The 16687-nt window shown below is 69.2% G+C and carries 13 protein-coding genes; 8 read left to right on the forward strand and 5 right to left on the reverse strand.

The features are described 5' to 3' along the window. The first annotated feature begins 184 nt into the window (after positions 1–184). Positions 185–691: a retropepsin-like aspartic protease family protein gene (locus tag BLW78_RS13195; RefSeq protein ID WP_244526933.1), complete on the forward strand. Its 507-nt coding sequence runs from the start codon at positions 185–187 to the stop codon at positions 689–691. Positions 692–1089: 398 nt separating this feature from the next. Beyond that, positions 1090–2211 (forward strand): glycosyltransferase, encoded by a 1122-nt coding sequence (locus BLW78_RS13200; protein ID WP_244526934.1) that lies wholly within the window; start codon positions 1090–1092, stop codon positions 2209–2211. A gap of 89 nt (positions 2212–2300) precedes the next feature. Here BLW78_RS13200 and BLW78_RS13205 read toward each other — a convergent pair whose 3' ends face one another. The 4 genes from BLW78_RS13205 to BLW78_RS13220 all read right to left on the reverse strand — a co-directional run bounded on the left by BLW78_RS13205 (position 2301) and on the right by BLW78_RS13220 (position 8269). Further along, positions 2301–3560: an adenylate/guanylate cyclase domain-containing protein gene (locus tag BLW78_RS13205; RefSeq protein WP_020093530.1), complete on the reverse strand. Its 1260-nt coding sequence runs from the start codon at positions 3558–3560 to the stop codon at positions 2301–2303. Positions 3561–3636: 76 nt separating this feature from the next. Continuing rightward, positions 3637–5619 carry an RNA polymerase sigma factor RpoD gene (gene rpoD / locus BLW78_RS13210; protein ID WP_020093531.1) on the reverse strand — a complete coding sequence of 661 codons (1983 nt, stop codon included), beginning with the start codon at positions 5617–5619 and terminating at the stop codon, positions 3637–3639. Between the two features lie 198 nt (positions 5620–5817). Beyond that, positions 5818–7707 (reverse strand): DNA primase, encoded by a 1890-nt coding sequence (gene dnaG, locus BLW78_RS13215; RefSeq protein WP_091680131.1) that lies wholly within the window; start codon positions 7705–7707, stop codon positions 5818–5820. 100 nt (positions 7708–7807) lie between these two features. Next, the gene (locus BLW78_RS13220) at positions 7808–8269 is read right to left on the reverse strand and encodes a GatB/YqeY domain-containing protein (protein ID WP_020093533.1); all 462 of its coding nucleotides are present in this window, start codon (positions 8267–8269) and stop codon (positions 7808–7810) included. A 192-nt stretch (positions 8270–8461) separates the two neighbouring features. On the opposite strand from BLW78_RS13220, the gene carA reads away from it, so the two are divergent. Continuing rightward, positions 8462–9685, forward strand: a complete 1224-nt coding sequence (carA, locus tag BLW78_RS13225) for a glutamine-hydrolyzing carbamoyl-phosphate synthase small subunit (protein ID WP_091680133.1) — start codon at positions 8462–8464, stop codon at positions 9683–9685. 187 nt (positions 9686–9872) lie between these two features. Beyond that, positions 9873–10250: a hypothetical protein gene (locus tag BLW78_RS13230; RefSeq protein WP_020093535.1), complete on the forward strand. Its 378-nt coding sequence runs from the start codon at positions 9873–9875 to the stop codon at positions 10248–10250. Between the two features lie 33 nt (positions 10251–10283). Here the strand turns inward: BLW78_RS13230 and BLW78_RS13235 are convergent, their stop codons facing one another. Beyond that, positions 10284–10673 (reverse strand): pseudoazurin, encoded by a 390-nt coding sequence (locus BLW78_RS13235; RefSeq protein ID WP_091680135.1) that lies wholly within the window; start codon positions 10671–10673, stop codon positions 10284–10286. Between the two features lie 353 nt (positions 10674–11026). On the opposite strand from BLW78_RS13235, the gene carB reads away from it, so the two are divergent. The 4 genes from carB (at position 11027) to BLW78_RS13255 (ending at position 16673) form a co-directional block, all read left to right on the forward strand. After that, entirely contained in the window at positions 11027–14500 is a 3474-nt protein-coding gene (gene carB / locus BLW78_RS13240; protein WP_091680137.1) for a carbamoyl-phosphate synthase large subunit, read from the forward strand. 90 nt (positions 14501–14590) lie between these two features. Next, positions 14591–15067 carry a transcription elongation factor GreA gene (gene greA, locus BLW78_RS13245; protein ID WP_170855149.1) on the forward strand — a complete coding sequence of 159 codons (477 nt, stop codon included), beginning with the start codon at positions 14591–14593 and terminating at the stop codon, positions 15065–15067. A gap of 4 nt (positions 15068–15071) precedes the next feature. Continuing rightward, positions 15072–15572: a hypothetical protein gene (locus BLW78_RS13250; RefSeq protein ID WP_020093539.1), complete on the forward strand. Its 501-nt coding sequence runs from the start codon at positions 15072–15074 to the stop codon at positions 15570–15572. A gap of 51 nt (positions 15573–15623) precedes the next feature. Then, positions 15624–16673: a mitochondrial fission ELM1 family protein gene (locus BLW78_RS13255; RefSeq protein WP_091680138.1), complete on the forward strand. Its 1050-nt coding sequence runs from the start codon at positions 15624–15626 to the stop codon at positions 16671–16673. Positions 16674–16687: the final 14 nt, after the last annotated feature.

Below are 16687 nucleotides of genomic sequence, written 5' to 3' on the forward strand. Positions count from 1 at the left end.
CCAGTCGTTCCCGCGACAATCCGCGGATCCCGGTGACGATCTGGACACCAAGCGGAGCGGAATCGGCGCGCGCGCCGCGGCGGCGACCGCGATCGCGCACCATCCCTTCACCGGTCTGGCATCTCATCACCGGGATTCCGGAACGTCTCCGGTCGCCGGCACTCCACGTCACGGGCGGACTCGCGTGCGCGCAATCCTATTGATCTGCCTGCTCGGCTTCCTCGGTGTCACGGCCGCCTTGAAGTTGCGCGACGGCATGAGGCCGGCGCCGGTGGCCCTCGCCGTCACGCCGCCGCCGGAGCCCGTTCCCGCAGTCGACGCCGCCGGCGTGGCTCTCCAGGCCGGGCGCAACGGCCACTTCTTCGTCAACGCGCTGCTGGACGGCCGCTCGCTGCCGATGATGGTCGATACGGGAGCGAGCGCCTGCGCGTTCTCCGAGGAGGATGCCGCGCGGATCGGGATCCGAGTTACTCCGGCCGATTTCACCCGCGTCTGGAACACCGCGAACGGCACGGTCCGCGTGGCGCCGATCCGGATCGCCATCGTGCAGATCGGATCGATCACGGTCCGGGACGTCGATGCGGTCGTGATCCCGCGCGGGCTCCTGTCGACGAGCCTGCTGGGCATGTCGTTCCTCAGGCGTCTGCGCGATTTCGGCATCTCCGGCAGCACGATGACGCTCAGGGGCTGAAGCGGCCGGAGATCAACGCTGATCTGTCTGGTCGAGGCGCGCCTGTGGCGGGCCCACGGGCTTGCACCACGGGATCGGCTGCGGGCCCAACGCCCGCGCCGATGACCTACGGCGTTCGGGCCTCGTGCCAGCCCGATGGAGGGCGTCTCCTGATCCGATCGATCAGTCTATCGGTCGCGGGTATTTGCAGTCATAAGACCGTGAGCCGGAGTATTTACATATAAGTGGCCGATTATATGTCGTTTCAGATATTTAATCCAAATTTTTACGAAGGATATGTTTGTTTTGTCAGCGCATTCCGGCAATGCTAGGAGCGTTCATGACTGCGCATCCGACACGTGAGCGCACGACGGGACGGCTTCGGTATGAAGAATCGCGGATCGACGATCTGTTTGTCCATGATCGTGAAGGACGAGGCCCACGTTATCCGGCGTTGCCTCGATTCTGTTCGTCCGATCATCGATCATTGGATCGTCGTCGATACCGGCTCGACGGATGGAACCCAGGATGTCGTCCGTGCCGCGCTCGCGGACATACCGGGTGCCCTGGTCGAGCGCCTCTGGGTTGATTTCGCTTTCAACCGGAACGAGGCCTTGAAACTCGCGCGGCGTCACGCGCAGTACGCATTGATCATCGACGCCGACGATGAGCTGATCATCCCGGCGGACTTCACGATGCCGAAGCTGCGTGCGCCCGGCTATCGGTTCGAGATCATAGACGCGCACACGCGGTACTGGCGCAACCAGCTGGTCAGCACCCGGGAGAACTGGCGTTACCGGGGCGTCCTGCACGAATTCCTCAGCTGCCCCGGCGTGACAGAGACACCGATCCTCCCCCTCGCGATGCGTCGGGGCGACGACGGTGCCCGCCACCGCGACTCGACGGCGGACGCGCGGGATATCGCCGTCCTCGAGAAGGCGCTGGCGGTCGAGACGGACCCCTTCATGATCGCCCGGTACACGATGTACCTCGGCACCACCTACGACGCCGCCGGCGAGTACCGGAAAGCGCTCGCCTGCTTCCTGAAGCGGGCCGATCTCGGCGGATGGGACGAGGAGGTCTATTTCAACCTGCTGATGGCCGCGGTGAACGCGGAGCGCCTCGACGAGCCGGAGGACAGGGTGCTGCAGCTCTACGAGCGCGCCACCGCAATCCGTCCGGGACGGGCGGAGGCGCGCCACGGGGCCAGCCGATTCTGCAGGCTGAGGAAGCGGTTCGTGGAAGGCTATCGTTACGCCGAGGCGGGCTTGGCTCTCGAGCTTCCCAGCGAGGGCATCTCCCTGAACCCGTGGGTCTACGAGTATGGTTTGCTCGACGAGTTCGCCCTCAACGCGTACCACAGCGGCCAGTTCAGCGCCTGCGGACATGCCTGCCTGAAGATCCTCGAGCGAGCGCATGTCCCTCGGGAGGTCGCCATACGCGCCGGCGCCCTGGCCCGGGACGTGATGGCGCAGATGATCGATCCGGTCTGGGGTTGCCGGCACACACCCTACGCTCTGCCGTTCGTGCCGACGTGGTGACACGCACCGCGCGCGGATCGCCCGCGAGCCTCAGATCGCGGCGGATCTCCGCGAGCGCCGCGTGACGTCGGGTCCGATCGGAGGGCCGCTCAGCTGGACTTGCGCGGCCGCAGGAATTTCGGCCGGAACACCGCCATGGGCTCGTCGAAGCCGTTGAGCCGGTGCTCTCCCATTGGGATCGGGTCTCCCCAGAGGAAGTCCACGAAGGGCTTCGACATCAGCAGCGGCTCGCCGAGGGCGCGGTTCAGCTGCGCGATGCGGCTCGCGAGGTTCACGTCGCGGCCGATCACCGTGAAGTCGAGGCGTGAGCCGGACCCGACATTGCCGTAGGCGGCCTCGCCGTGGTGGAGCGCGATGCCGGCGGCCACCGGCACCGGGAACTGGTGCAGGGCGTTCGCCTCGTCGAGGGCCGCCAGGGCGTGCTGGGCCGCCGTGAGCGCGCCCTTGGCCGCGCCGCCCAGATCGTCGCCGGTTTCCCGGAAGATCGCCAGCAGGCCGTCGCCGAGATACTTCAGGACCTCGCCGCCCTCACGCTCGATCGGCGGCACGAGGCAGTCGAAGAACACGTTGAGCAGGCCCACCGCCTCCTCCGGCGTCATGTCGGCGGTGGTGCGGGTGTAGTCGCGCATGTCGGCGAACAGGATCGCCGAGCGGATCCGGGTCACCTGCCCGCGGCGGATGTCGCCGGCCAGGATCGCCCGGTGCGGCTCGTCGCCGACATAGAGCCGGAGCACGTGGTCGAGCTGCTTGTTGAGGACGCGCATCTCCATCACGGCCGCCAGCGCCGGCATGACGAAGCGGAGGATCGCGATGTCGTCGTCCCGGAACCCCTCGGGGGCCCGCGTGGCGAAGGTGATGCCGTTCTGCGTGCCGTTCGTGAAGAACAGGGGCGCGACGACGTAGTGGGTGTAGCCGCCGGCCTTCAGGTCGGGAACGATCGCGTAGGCGTCGTCCGGGGTCTTCGACAGGTCGAGGATGAGCCACTCCCCGGTCTCGTGGACCGTGTGGAACGGGCTGTTGAGGTACGCGTCCGTCGAGCGGGCCCCGTGGGGGAACAGCCGCACGGTGGTGCCGCCGTCCCGCGTCCAGATGCGGCCGACGCCGGCATATTCCGAGTGCAGGGTGTCGATCGCCGTGGAGGCCCGGTCCACCGGCACGCCGATCGCGATCAGGCGCTCGGCGAGCCCGGCCAGCATCTCCTCGGCGTTGGGCATCCGCGCGCCCTCGCCGAGAAGCCAGTCGCGGATGCCCACGGAGGGCTGGAGCGCGCCGAAGGGCACGTCGTCGGCCTCCGAGCCGTCCGCGAAGGCCGTCGGGGATCCGGGCGTTGGCGGGCGGCGTTCGAGCATGGCGCCAGACTGGATGCCGCGCGGCACCGAGGCAACGCGGGCGACGGGGAAGCGCCGCGCGGTCCGCGGCGCGGGCTCAGTTGTCCAGGAAGCTCCTGAGCTTCCGGCTGCGCGAGGGATGCTTCAGCTTCCGCAGCGCCTTCGCCTCGATCTGGCGGATGCGCTCGCGGGTCACCGAGAACTGCTGGCCGACTTCCTCCAGGGTGTGGTCGGTGTTCATGCCGATGCCGAAGCGCATGCGCAGCACGCGCTCCTCGCGGGGCGTGAGCGAGGCGAGCACGCGCGTCGTGGTCTCGCGCAGGTTCGACTGGATCGCCGCGTCGATCGGCAGGACGACGTTCTTGTCCTCGATGAAGTCGCCGAGGTGGCTGTCCTCCTCGTCGCCGATGGGCGTCTCGAGGGAGATCGGCTCCTTGGCGATCTTCAGGACCTTGCGGACCTTCTCCAGCGGCATGGCCAGCTTCTCGGCCAACTCCTCCGGGGTCGGCTCGCGGCCGATCTCGTGCAGCATCTGGCGCGACGTGCGGACGATCTTGTTGATCGTCTCGATCATGTGCACCGGGATGCGGATGGTCCGGGCCTGGTCGGCGATCGAGCGGGTGATCGCCTGCCGGATCCACCACGTGGCGTAGGTCGAGAACTTGTAGCCGCGGCGGTACTCGAACTTGTCGACCGCCTTCATCAGGCCGATGTTGCCCTCCTGGATCAGGTCCAGGAACTGCAGGCCGCGGTTCGTGTACTTCTTGGCGATCGAGATCACGAGGCGCAGGTTCGCCTCGATCATCTCCTTCTTGGCCTGCCGGGCCTCGCGCTCGCCCTTCTGGACCATGTTGACGATGCGGCGGTACTCGCCGATCTCCAGGCCCGTCTCCGAGGCGAGGTCGAGGATCTGCGCGCGCAGCTCCGCCACCTGCCTCGAGCCGCGCTCGACCAGGTTCTTCCAGCCCTTGCCGCCGAGCGTACCGACGCGCTCCATCCAGTTCGGATCGAGCTCGTAGCCCTGGTAGTGGCGCAGGAACTCGTCGCGGGCCACGCCGTGGCTTTCGGCGAAGCGCATTAGCCGGCCCTCGTGGCCGATCAGCTGCTTGTTGATCGAGTAGAGCTGGCCGACCAGCGCCTCGATGCGGTTGTTGTTCAGAGACAGGGACTTCACGTCGGCGACGACGATGTCCTTCAGCTCGATCTGCTTCTGGTTCTGGGCCGGGGTGTTCTGCTCGCCGGCGGCCTTGCGCTCGGTGCCCTCAATCTGGAACTTGCGCAGCTTGCGGTAGTTCGCGGCGATCGCGTCGAAGGTCTCGAGGACCCGCGGCTTGATCTCCGCCTCCATGGCGGCGAGCGAGACGTTGTTCTCGAGGTCGTCCTCGTCGTCGCCACCCTCCGGCGGCGCGGGCGGCTCCGCGTCGTCCCCGCCATCCTCGCCCTCGGCGATCTGCGGCGCGTTCTTGCCGTCCGGGCCCGCGTAGGTCGCCTCGAGGTCGATGATGTCGCGCAGGAGGACCTTGCCCTCCACGAGCTCGTCCCGCCAGATGATGATCGCCTGGAAGGTCAGCGGGCTCTCGCAGAGGCCCGCGATCATCGCCTCGCGGCCGGCCTCGATGCGCTTGGCGATGGCGATCTCGCCCTCGCGGGACAGGAGCTCCACCGAGCCCATCTCGCGCAGGTACATGCGCACCGGATCGTCGGTGCGGTCGGTCGGCTCCTTGGTGGTCGTGGCGACCGCGACGGCGCGCGCCGGCGCGACCTCGGCGACCTCGCCGCCTTCGGCCTCCTCCTCCTCGCCGTCCGCGGCCTTCTCGCCCGCGGCCTCGTCGGTCTCCTCGGCCTCGACGACGTTGATGCCCATCTCGGAGAGCTGCGAGAGCACGTCCTCGAGCTGGTCCGGATCGGACTGCCCCTCGGGCAGGACCTCGTTGACCTCTTCATAGGTCACGTAGCCGCGCTTCTTGGCGAGCTTGACCATCCGCTTGACCGAAGCATCCGTCAGGTCGAGGAGCGGCCCGTCGGTCTGCTGCTCGGGGGCAGCGTCCGTCTCGTCCCGTTCCGTTGCCTTCGTCGCCATGATCAGCCTATTGTTTCGCACGCGGCGCGTAGCGGAGGCCCCGATGAGGCCGGTCCACGCCGTCGGCGCCGCTGTATGAGATCGGCGCCGGATCGCTCCGGTCGCCGTGAGTCGTCGGTTTCCGTATGCAAGCCCGAGGCTTGACCGATTGTTAACTATGGCGGGACACGTCACCCCGCCACCGCCATGACACAGGCATCACACGGCCGTCGAGTCGCTCGACACCGGTGCATCGGCCTCCGCCTCGGCGGCGATGACGGTTTCCAGCCTCGCCTTCACTTCGCAGAGCCATGCCCACCCGGCATCGGTCGGATCGTCCTCAAACGCCTGCCGTGCTTCGCGAAGTTCGCTATGTAGCGCTCCTGCCTGCCGGTGCAAGATCATCGCCTGTCGGAGCGCGTCTGCGCGGTGGGCAGGATCGGCGTGCGGGGCCAGGGTCGTGCGGTCCCGCGAGCGGGCCAGGGCGAGGATTCGGTCGGCCGCCCCTGTGAGTCCAGCGCGATTGATGCGGTTCTGCAACACCTCGGGCGCCGTGTCCTCGTCCTCGGCCGCGCAGGCCAGCAGGACCGACAGCAGCGCCCGGGCGTCGGGATCGGCGAAGTCGAGCTCGGCCGCCTCCTCGCCGAACTCCGCCATCATCTCGGGATGGGCCAGCAGGGTGCCGACGATCACCGCCTCGCGCACCGGGGCGGCGCCCGTGAAGCCCGCCGAGGCCGTCACCGAGGGACTCGGGCTCCCGGTGATGCGCGGCGAGACCGGCTCGCCGGGCCGGGTGAAGCGCTGGCGCCCGCGCGGGGCCGCGCCGGCGGCGCGGTTGGCGCGGGGCGACAGGCCGCGCAGGCGCTCCTCGACATCGTCGCGATAGTAGCGCCGCACGGTCTCGTCGCGGATCGTCGCGACGGTGGTGCGCAGAGTCTGGGTCAGGCCCGCGCGGCGCTCCGGCGTGTCGACCGGTCCCGCCTCGAGGGCGCGCCGCCACAGCAGCTCCGAGAGGGGAAGCGCGGCCGCGAGCACCTGGTCGATGGCCGTCGGGCCACCCGAGCGCAGCAGGTCGTCCGGATCCTGGCCGCCCGGCAGCAGCGCGATCCGCAGCGAGCGGCCGGGCTCGAGGAGCGGCAGCGCGATGTCGAGGGCCCGGAAGGCCGCCCGCTGGCCGGCCTTGTCGCCGTCGAAGCACAGGATCGGCTCGTCGGCGTGGCGCCAGAGCAGCCCGAGCTGGTCCTCGGTGAGAGCGGTGCCCAGCGGCGCCACCGTCTCGGGATGGCCCGCGAGCGTCATGGCGATGACGTCGACGTAGCCCTCCACCGCGATGATCGAGCCGCGATCATGCGCGGCCTTGCGGGCGCCGTGCAGGTTGTAGAGCGTCCGGCCCTTGTGGAAGAGCGGCGTCTCCGGCGAGTTGAGGTACTTGGCGCGCACCTCCTTGGCGAGCGCCCGGCCGCCGAAGGCCACGACCCGGCCGCGGGTGTCGGTGATCGGGAACATCACCCGGTCGCGGAAATAGTCGTAGGGGACGGAGCCCCCCTCCCCCGCCGCGAGCAGGCCGAGTTCGACCATCAGCGCCTTCTCGACCCCCTGCCCGGCGAGGTGGTCGCGTAGGGCGTAGCGCTCGCCCGGCGCGTAGCCGAGGCGGAAGGCCCGCTGCGTCTCGTCCCGCAACCCGCGCCGCTCGAGATAGGCGCGGGCCTCGCTGCCCTGGCCCGACCGCAGGCGCTCCTCGAACCAGCGCGCAGCCATCTCCATGACCTCGATCGCCCCGGCCCGCTTCTGCTCGCTGGCCCGGTTGTCCTCGGTGGGCGCCGGCAGGCTGACGCCGGCCTCGCCCGCCAGCCGCTCGACCGCCTCGGGGAAGCTGAGGCCCTCCGTCTCCATCAGGAAGGTGAAGATGTCCCCGTGCTTGGAGGACGAGAAGCAGTGGTAGAACTGCTTCTGGTCGTTCACGTAGAAGGACGGCGTCTTCTCGGCGTTGAACGGCGACAGGCCGCGCCACTCGCGGCCGGCCTTCTTCAACTGCACGCGGCGGCCGACCACCGACGAGGCCGGCAGCCGGGAACGGATCTCTTCCAGGATGTGGGGCGGATAGCGCACGGGGCCTGGGACGGGTTGCGTGAACCCGCTCCTATAGCGCGAGAGGCGTGACCGAGTCCCTCACACGCCCGGAATCCGGTGGAGGATTGCGGGGAGAGGTTCAGCCCTTCGCCGCCAGCGCGGCCTTCACCAGGCCGCTCGCCTTGCCGAAATCCATGCGGCCCGCGAAGGTGCCCTTCAGGGCGGCGATCACCTTGCCCATGTCCTTCGGGCCGGCCGCGCCGGTCTCGAGGATCGCCGCCTCGACTGCGGCCTTCGTCTCGGTCTCGTCCATCTGCTTCGGCAGGAACGTCTCGACGATGGCGATCTCGGCGCGCTCGTTGGCGGCGAGTTCCGGCCGGCCGCCCTGCTCGTAGACCGCGGCCGATTCGGTGCGCTGCTTGATCATCTTCTGGAGCAGCGACAGGATCTCCTCGTCGGAGATCGGCTCCTTGCCGTTGCCGCGGGCCTCGATGTCCCGGTCTTTCAGGGCGGCCTGAATCATCCGGACGGTCGCCAGCCGCTCCTTGTCGCCGGCCTTCATGGCCTCCTTCATCTCGGTGGTGAAGCGCGCGCGCAGCATCTCGATGAACCTTCCAACGGTCGAAGCGGGGGGCTGGCCTGCGATTTGCGGGTGTTGAGCCCTGCCGGCAGCGGAGCCACATTGACCCCATCGCGGGCCGCTCGCTAAGAGCGCCGCACACGATCATGCCGCAAGCCGAGAGCGCCGCAACCCGGCGCCCGCCTTCGGCCGGACATAAGCGAGACTCAGCCCATGCTGCAAGACGCCGCCGCGCATGCCCCCGAGCCTCAGGCTCCCGAGCCTTGGGCCGAGCCCGTCGCGACGGCCCTGCTGGTCCTGGCCGACGGCACCATCCTGGAGGGATTCGGCATCGGCCAGACCGGCGTGGCCGACGGTGAGGTCTGCTTCAACACCGCGATGACCGGTTACCAGGAGATCCTGACGGACCCGTCCTACGCCGGTCAGATCGTCACCTTCACCTTCCCGCATATCGGCAATGTCGGCACCAACGACGAGGATCTGGAGAGCCTCGAGGCGGCGCCGGCCTCGGGCGTCCGCGGTACCGTCATCGCCTCGGCGGTGACGAATCCGTCGAACTGGCGGTCCTCGTCGCATCTCGACGGCTGGCTCCGGGCCCGCGGCATCGTCGGCATCACGGGCGTCGACACCCGGGCGCTCACCGCCCGCATCCGCGACCAGGGCATGCCGAACGCGGTGATCGCCAACGATCCCGAGGGCAAGTTCGACCGCGAGGCCCTGAAGGCCCGCGCCGCGGCCCTCGCGCCGATGGAGGGGCTCGACCTCGTGCCGCCGGTGACCAGCCGCGCGCCGTCGGAATGGTCCGAGACCGTATGGGCGCTCGGCAACGGCTACGGCAAGCGCGCCTCCGGCGAGGGCCTGAAGGTCGTGGCCATCGATTACGGCGTGAAGCGCAACATCCTGCGGCTGCTGGCCCAGGCCGGCTGCGACGTCACCGTGGTGCCGGCGACCACCACAGCGGACGAGATCCTGGCGCTGAAGCCGGACGGCGTGTTCCTGTCGAACGGCCCCGGCGACCCGGCCGCCACCGGCGCCTACGCGGTCCCGGTGATTCGCAAGCTTCTCGACGAGAAGGTGCCGACCTTCGGCATCTGTCTCGGCCACCAGCTGATGGGTCTCGCCCTCGGCGGCCGGACCGTGAAGATGGGCCAGGGCCACCACGGTGCGAACCACCCGGTGAAGGACAAGACCACCGGCAAGGTCGAGATCGTGTCGATGAACCACGGCTTCGCGGTGGACCCGGACAGCCTGCCGGAGACGGCCGTGGAGACCCACGTGTCGCTGTTCGACGGCTCGAATTGCGGCCTGACCCTCACCGACCGCCCGGCCTTCTCGGTGCAGCACCACCCGGAGGCCTCCCCCGGCCCGCGCGACAGCCACTACCTCTTCGAGCGCTTCGTGACGCTGATGCGCTCGGGTGAGCCCGAGCGCGCCTGACGCGTCGTCCTCGCGAGCGCGGCAGAGCCGCGGCGCGCGGCCTTTCAGTCCTGCGTCCCGATCCCAATCGGGCCGCGGCGGGGCCATAAAATCCGCTAGATCGGACGGCTTAAGGGAGCCCACGACGGCCCCTGAACGGCGGCGCATCCGCGCCCGGCGACGGCGGCCCGTCGCAGGGGATTGCCGGATGACCATCGACGAGGCGCGCGACGATTTCTCCCGCCTGCACCGCAGCTTCACCTTCCATCTCGGCGTCGCCGCGGGCCTGTCCTGGCTGACCGCCCTCTACGCCGCCGTCTACGCCCCCTGGGTGCGCAACATCCGGGCGCTGATCGATCCGACCGGCGGCTTCGACCGCGTCGAGAGCACGGTGTCCTACCTCTTCGCCATGCCGGCGGTCCTCGCCCTCGCCTGGGTCTCGGTCTATTTCGGCCGCGAGGCCCTGCGCCGCGCGCAGACGCTCTCGAACGTCGCCGTGGAATTCGCGGCCGCCGCATTGGTGGCCTTCGGGGTGTTCTACCTCTCGATCGACCGGGCGGTCGCCGCGCTCCACGCCGGCTTCTGAGACGGATCGGGGCGGCCAGAGCCGCCCCGGCGCCTACTGGACCTTCTCGAACAGCGGCTCGAACCGCTTGGCGGCCAGCTTGTTCTGCGGCACCGCCCGGGCCGCCTCCAGGTTCTCGGGCTTGTCGCCGACCTGGACGAGGCCGACCATCCCCATGATGTAGTGCGGCGAGCACTTGATGCCGTAGAGGCCGGGCTTGTCGAAGGTCACGGCCTCCTCCTTGCCGACCACCGTCTTGAACGGCCCCGCGCCCTCGGGCGCCATCCCCTTGATCAGCTCGGCATTGTGACCCTTGTCGGCCGGCACGAACCGCACCGTGTCGCCGGGCTGGATTTTCACGAAGGCTGGGTCGAAGACCATCATCCCGCCCGGACCGCTATTCAAGGTCTTGATGGCGACCTCCGAAGCGTTCGCGCCCGTCATCGGGCCGATCAGAAGTATCGCGAAGAGTGTCGCTAGCCTGAGCATTTTCAGTCTCGAACGATGATGATGTCGATCGGCGCGCTGGCCGATCCATCGGAGCTTAAGGTCCGGCGTCAATTTCCTGCAAGAAATCGATGAATTCTTGTGAGAATTTATAAATTCTCCAAATCGAAGGATCGATGCCGCATCCATGCGCCGGGCGCGCGGCCAGACTGCGCGGTTGTCCCGGCCTTCCAATGCGCCCGTCGCCCGTGTAAACGCGGGGCTCAACGACATTCCCGCCACGCGCGTCCGGGAGCAGGGCTCACTCGAGCCGTGCCCGATCGGGCGCGCTTGGCCTGAGAAGGCCCACGATGCCCAAACGCACCGACATCTCCTCGATCCTGATCATCGGTGCGGGTCCGATCATCATCGGACAGGCCTGCGAGTTCGATTATTCCGGCACCCAGGCCTGCAAGGCGCTCCGCGAGGAGGGCTACCGCATCGTCCTGGTGAACTCGAACCCCGCGACCATCATGACCGACCCGGACATGGCGGACGCGACCTACGTCGAGCCGATCACCCCGGAGATCGTCGCCAAGATCATCGAGAAGGAGCGCCCCGACGCGATCCTGCCCACGATGGGCGGCCAGACGGCGCTCAACTGCGCCCTGTCGCTGCAGAAGATGGGCGTGCTCGCGAAGTACGGCGTGCAGATGATCGGCGCCACCGCCGAGGCCATCGACAAGGCCGAGGACCGGAGCCTGTTCCGCGACGCCATGACCAAGATCGGGCTCGACACCCCGAAATCGGCGCTCGCCAACGCGTCTGCCGCCAAGAAGGCGGACCGTCAGGCCTACCTGGCCGAGATCGCCAGGATCGAGGCGGCGAACAGCGATCCGGCGGCGCGCCAGACCGCGCTGGCGGCCTACGAGAAGAGCTGGGCCGCGGGTGAGACCGAGCGGCGCAAGCGCTACGGTGAGCACGCGATCGGGCAGGCGCTGATCGCGCTGGCCGAGGTCGGCCTGCCGGCGATCATCCGGCCGTCCTTCACCATGGGCGGCACCGGCGGCGGCATCGCGTACAACCGCGAGGAGTTCCTCGACATCGTCGAGCGCGGCATCGACGCGTCGCCGACCAACGAGGTGCTCATCGAGGAGAGCGTGCTCGGCTGGAAGGAGTACGAGATGGAGGTCGTCCGGGACCGGAACGACAACTGCATCATCGTCTGCTCCATCGAGAACATCGACCCGATGGGCGTGCACACGGGCGATTCGATCACCGTCGCCCCGGCGCTGACGCTCACCGACAAGGAATACCAGGTGATGCGCGACGCGTCCCTGGCGGTGCTCCGCGAGATCGGCGTCGAGACCGGCGGCTCCAACGTGCAGTTCGCGATCAACCCCGAGAACGGGCGCATGATCGTGATCGAGATGAACCCGCGCGTCTCGCGCTCCTCGGCGCTCGCCTCCAAGGCCACCGGCTTCCCGATCGCCAAGGTCGCGGCCAAGCTCGCGGTCGGCTACACGCTCGACGAGATCGCCAACGACATCACCGGCGGCGCGACCCCGGCCTCGTTCGAGCCGACGATCGACTACGTCGTCACCAAGATTCCGCGCTTCGCCTTCGAGAAGTTCCCGGGCGCCGAGCCGACGCTGACCACCGCCATGAAGTCGGTAGGCGAGGCCATGGCGATCGGCCGCTGCTTCGCCGAATCGCTTCAGAAGGCCCTGCGCTCGCTCGAGACCGGCCTGACCGGCCTCGACGACATCGAGATCGAGGGGCTCGGCAAGGGCGACGACCACAACGCCATCAAGGCGGCGATCGGCACCCCGACCCCGGACCGGCTGCTCAAGGTCGCGCAGGCCCTGCGGCTCGGCGTGAGCCACGAGCAGGTCTACGCCTCCTGCAAGATCGACCCGTGGTTCCTCGAGCAGCTCCAGGCGATCATCGACCTCGAGAACCGCGTGAAGGCCCACGGCCTGCCGAAGACGGCCGGCGCCTTCCGCCAGCTCAAGGCCGCCGGTTTCTCGGACGCCCGCCTCGCGGTGCTGGCCAAAACCGACGAGGCCGCCGTCAGCGCGGCCCGGCGCGCGCTGGCGGTGCGCCCGGTCTACAAGCGGATCGACACCTGCGCGGCCGAGTTCAAGTCGCCCACCGCCTACATGTACTCGACCTACGTGGCGCCGTTCGCGGGCGCGGTCGTGGACGAGGCGGAGCCCTCGGATCGCAAGAAGGTCGTGATCCTCGGCGGCGGCCCGAACCGGATCGGCCAGGGCATCGAGTTCGACTATTGCTGCTGCCACGCCTGCTTCGCGCTGTCGGACGCCGGCTACGAGACCATCATGGTCAACTGCAACCCGGAGACGGTCTCGACCGACTACGACACCTCGGACCGGCTCTACTTCGAGCCGCTGACCGCCGAGGACGTGCTGGAGATCATCGAGACCGAGCGGCAGGCCGGCACCCTGCACGGCGTGATCGTGCAGTTCGGCGGCCAGACCCCGCTGAAGCTCGCCCGCGCCCTCGAGGCCGCCGGCGTGCCGATCCTCGGCACCTCGCCCGACGCGATCGACCTCGCCGAGGACCGGGACCAGTTCAAGCGGCTCCTCGACAAGCTCGCGATGAAGCAGCCGAAGAACGGCATCGCCTACTCGGTGGAGCAGAGCCGGCTGGTGGCCGAGACGCTCGGCCTGCCCTTCGTGGTCCGCCCGAGCTACGTGCTCGGCGGCCGCGCCATGGCGATCATCCGCGACGAGACGCAGTTCGCCGACTACCTGCTCGACACGCTGCCGAGCCTGATCCCCTCCGAGGTGAAGGCCCGCTACCCGAACGACAAGACCGGCCAGATCAACACGGTGCTGGGCAAGAACCCGCTCCTGTTCGACCGCTACCTCTCGGACGCGGTCGAAGTCGACGTCGACGCAGTCTGCGACGGCAAGGACGTGTTCATCGCCGGCATCATGGAGCACATCGAGGAGGCCGGCATCCATTCCGGCGATTCGGCCTGCTCGCTGCCGCCGCGCTCGCTCTCGGCCGAGATCATGGACGAGCTGGAGCGGCAGACCAAGGCCATGGCGCTGGCGCTCAACGTCGTCGGCCTGATGAACGTGCAGTACGCCATCAAGGACGGCACGATCTACGTGCTGGAGGTGAACCCCCGCGCCTCGCGCACGGTGCCGTTCGTCGCCAAGGTCATCGGCGAGCCGATCGCCAAGATCGCGGCCCGGATCATGGCGGGCGAGCCGCTCGCGACCTTCGGCCTGAAGCCCAAGACCCTGCCGCACATCGCCGTGAAGGAAGCGGTCTTCCCCTTCGCCCGCTTCCCCGGCGTCGACGTGCTGCTCGGACCGGAGATGCGCTCCACCGGCGAGGTGATCGGGCTCGACGCCAGCTTCGGCGTGGCCTTCGCCAAGAGCCAGCTCGGCTCGGGCACCCAGGTACCGAAGGCGGGCGCCGTCTTCGTCTCGGTGCGGGATGCCGACAAGGCCCGCATCCTGCCGACCATGAAGCTCCTGTCCGATCTCGGCTTCACCATCCTGGCGACCGGCGGCACGCAGCGCTACCTCGCGGAGAACGGCGTTCCGGCCGAGCGGATCAACAAGGTTCTCGAGGGCCGGCCGCACGTGGTCGACGCGATCAAGAACGGCGGGATCCACCTCGTCCTGAACACCACCGAGGGGGCCGGCGCCCTCTCGGACTCGCGCTCGCTCCGGCGCGCGGCCCTCTTGCATAAGGTGCCGTATTACACCACTCTAGCCGGCGCGATGGCCGCGGCCGAGGGGATCAAGGCCTATCTAGAAGGCGATCTCAAGGTCCGCGCGTTGCAGGAATACTTCGCGGCCTGAACCTCAGGGTTCCGCTGACTTCATTTCATGGCCCGGGGAGAGTGCTGCACTCTCGGCCGGGCCTCTTCATTGTGGCGCGAGACGATGGCGATAGACAAGGTTCCGATCACGGTGCGCGGGCTGGCAGCCCTCGAAGAGGAGCTGAAGCACCGCCAGCAGGTGGAGCGCCAGCGCATCATCCAGGCGATCGCGGAGGCCCGCGCGCTCGGCGACCTGTCGGAGAACGCCGAGTACCACGCCGCCAAGGAGGCGCAGTCCCACAACGAGGGCCGCGTCCTCGAACTGGAGAGCATGATCGCGCGGGCCGAAGTGATCGACGTCACGAAGCTCTCGGGCGACAGGATCAAGTTCGGCGCCACCGTGAAGCTCGTCGACGAGGACACGGAGGAGGAGAAGACCTACCAGATCGTGGGAGAGCCGGAGGCCGACGTGCGCTCGGGCCGGGTCTCGATCACCTCGCCGATCGCCCGCGCGCTGATCGGCAAGGGCGTCGGCGACACGGTCGAGGTCACCACGCCCGGGGGCGGCAAGTCCTACGAGGTCGTCGCCGTCCAGTACGGCGGCTGAGCCGATGCGCCCGCGTACGTGGGGCCGGCTCGCCGGCCTGCTCCTCGGTGCCGTCGCGGGGTCCGCGGCGGCGAGCGACTTTCCGCCGACTCCGGTCTTCTCCGACGTCCGGGTCGACGTGCGGCCGCTCCTGAACAAGGGCGCGGGGCTGCAGGCCGAGGCGCTGGCCGGCGACCTGACCGACGCCCTGCGGAAGAACTTCGCCGGTCGGATCGGCGGCCGCGGGCCGCGCCTCGTCGTGGTCGTGACGAGCCTGTCGCTGCGGCCCTATGTCGGCAGCGGTTCCCTGCGCGGCCTGGGCGGCAACTTCGAGACCGACTACATGGAGGGCGAGGCGCTGCTCGTCGGGCCCAAGGGGCAGGTGCTCGGGCGCTACCCGCAGATGACCGCGACGCCGTCGAGCTACGGCGGCGCGTGGTACGATCCGCAATTCGAGCAGCGCCGGCTCGCCGCCATCGCCGACATCTACGCCCAGTGGCTCGCCCGCGACCTGCCGCGGGATTAGAAGGCGGCCGCCGGCCCCGGTCGGCAGCGTGGGGCGTATCCGGTGAGGAGCATGGCAAGCATCGACGTGTCGGAGGCGCAGAGCGCGCCGGTCAGCAATTCGGACCCACGGCGCGAGCGCCTGCCCGAGCTCGCCCGCGCCCGCGCCTGGATCGTCACGGACGGCAAGGCCGGCGACGAGAACCAGTGCGTCGGCATCGCCGAGACCCTGGGTCTCGACTTCGAGATCCGGAAGGTGCCGGCCTCAGGACCATTCGGCTGGATGGCGCCCTGGGGGCCGATCGACCCGCGCGAGGGCCCGCGCCGCCGCGCCGGAGCCCTGTCGGGCCCCTACCCCGACATCCTGATCGCCTCCGGCCGCCGGTCGGTCCCGTACCTGCGGACCGTGCGGCGCGCGACCGGCGGCCGGACCTTCACGGCCTTCCTGAAGGATCCGCGGACCGGCGCCGAAAGCGCCGACTTCATCTGGGTGCCGGATTACGACGATCTGCGCGGTCCCAACGTCTTCACCACGCTCACGGCGCCGCACCTCGTCACCGCGGCGCGCCTGGCCGCGGCCCGGGCCCGGCCGGATCCGCGGCTCGCGCGCCTCGACGGCCCGCGGGTGGCGGTGCTGGTCGGCGGCGACAGCCGTCACCTGAGCTACCGCAAGACCGACATGAACCGCCTCGTGGAGGATCTGCGCGGGCTGGCCGCGCAGGGCTGCCGGCTGATGGTGACGATCTCCCGCCGGACGCCGAACCCGCTCCGCGATGCCGTGAAGGTGCTCGCCGCCGAGACTGGTGGGTTCCTCTGGGACGGGAGCGGCGACAACCCCTACGTGGCCATGCTGGCGCTCGCCGAGGCGATCGTCGTGACCTCCGACTCGGCCAACATGGTGAGCGAGGCGGTGTCCACCGGCGCGCCGGTCCTGCTGTTCGACCTGCCGCGTACCTATATCCGGCATCGGCGCATGTTCGCCGGGCTGGCCATCGCCGGGGCGCTGCGACCGTTCACCGGTCAGTTGGCAGATCTGACGTACAAGCCGATCGACGCGACTCCGGTGATCGCCCGGGCGCTCGCCGACGCCTATGCCGCGCGCCGCGCGGCCGGACCGGCCTGAGGAGACCGAGACAG

The organism is Methylobacterium sp. 275MFSha3.1 (assembly GCF_900108435.1).
Classification (GTDB): Bacteria; Pseudomonadota; Alphaproteobacteria; order Rhizobiales; family Beijerinckiaceae; genus Methylobacterium.

What these genes read in the sequence shown, in the direction of transcription:
- BLW78_RS13200 (WP_244526934.1), top strand. Translation starts at nt 1,090, where the DNA reads ATGATCGTGAAGGACGAGGCCCACGTTATCCGGCGTTGCCTCGATTCT.
- BLW78_RS13205 (WP_020093530.1), bottom strand. Translation starts at nt 3,560, where the DNA reads ATGCTCGAACGCCGCCCGCCAACGCCCGGATCCCCGACGGCCTTCGCG.
- rpoD (WP_020093531.1), bottom strand. Translation starts at nt 5,619, where the DNA reads ATGGCGACGAAGGCAACGGAACGGGACGAGACGGACGCTGCCCCCGAG.
- BLW78_RS13220 (WP_020093533.1), bottom strand. Translation starts at nt 8,269, where the DNA reads ATGCTGCGCGCGCGCTTCACCACCGAGATGAAGGAGGCCATGAAGGCC.
- carA (WP_091680133.1), top strand. Translation starts at nt 8,462, where the DNA reads ATGCTGCAAGACGCCGCCGCGCATGCCCCCGAGCCTCAGGCTCCCGAG.
- BLW78_RS13230 (WP_020093535.1), top strand. Translation starts at nt 9,873, where the DNA reads ATGACCATCGACGAGGCGCGCGACGATTTCTCCCGCCTGCACCGCAGC.
- BLW78_RS13235 (WP_091680135.1), bottom strand. Translation starts at nt 10,673, where the DNA reads ATGACGGGCGCGAACGCTTCGGAGGTCGCCATCAAGACCTTGAATAGC.
- carB (WP_091680137.1), top strand. Translation starts at nt 11,027, where the DNA reads ATGCCCAAACGCACCGACATCTCCTCGATCCTGATCATCGGTGCGGGT.
- BLW78_RS13250 (WP_020093539.1), top strand. Translation starts at nt 15,072, where the DNA reads ATGCGCCCGCGTACGTGGGGCCGGCTCGCCGGCCTGCTCCTCGGTGCC.
- BLW78_RS13255 (WP_091680138.1), top strand. Translation starts at nt 15,624, where the DNA reads ATGGCAAGCATCGACGTGTCGGAGGCGCAGAGCGCGCCGGTCAGCAAT.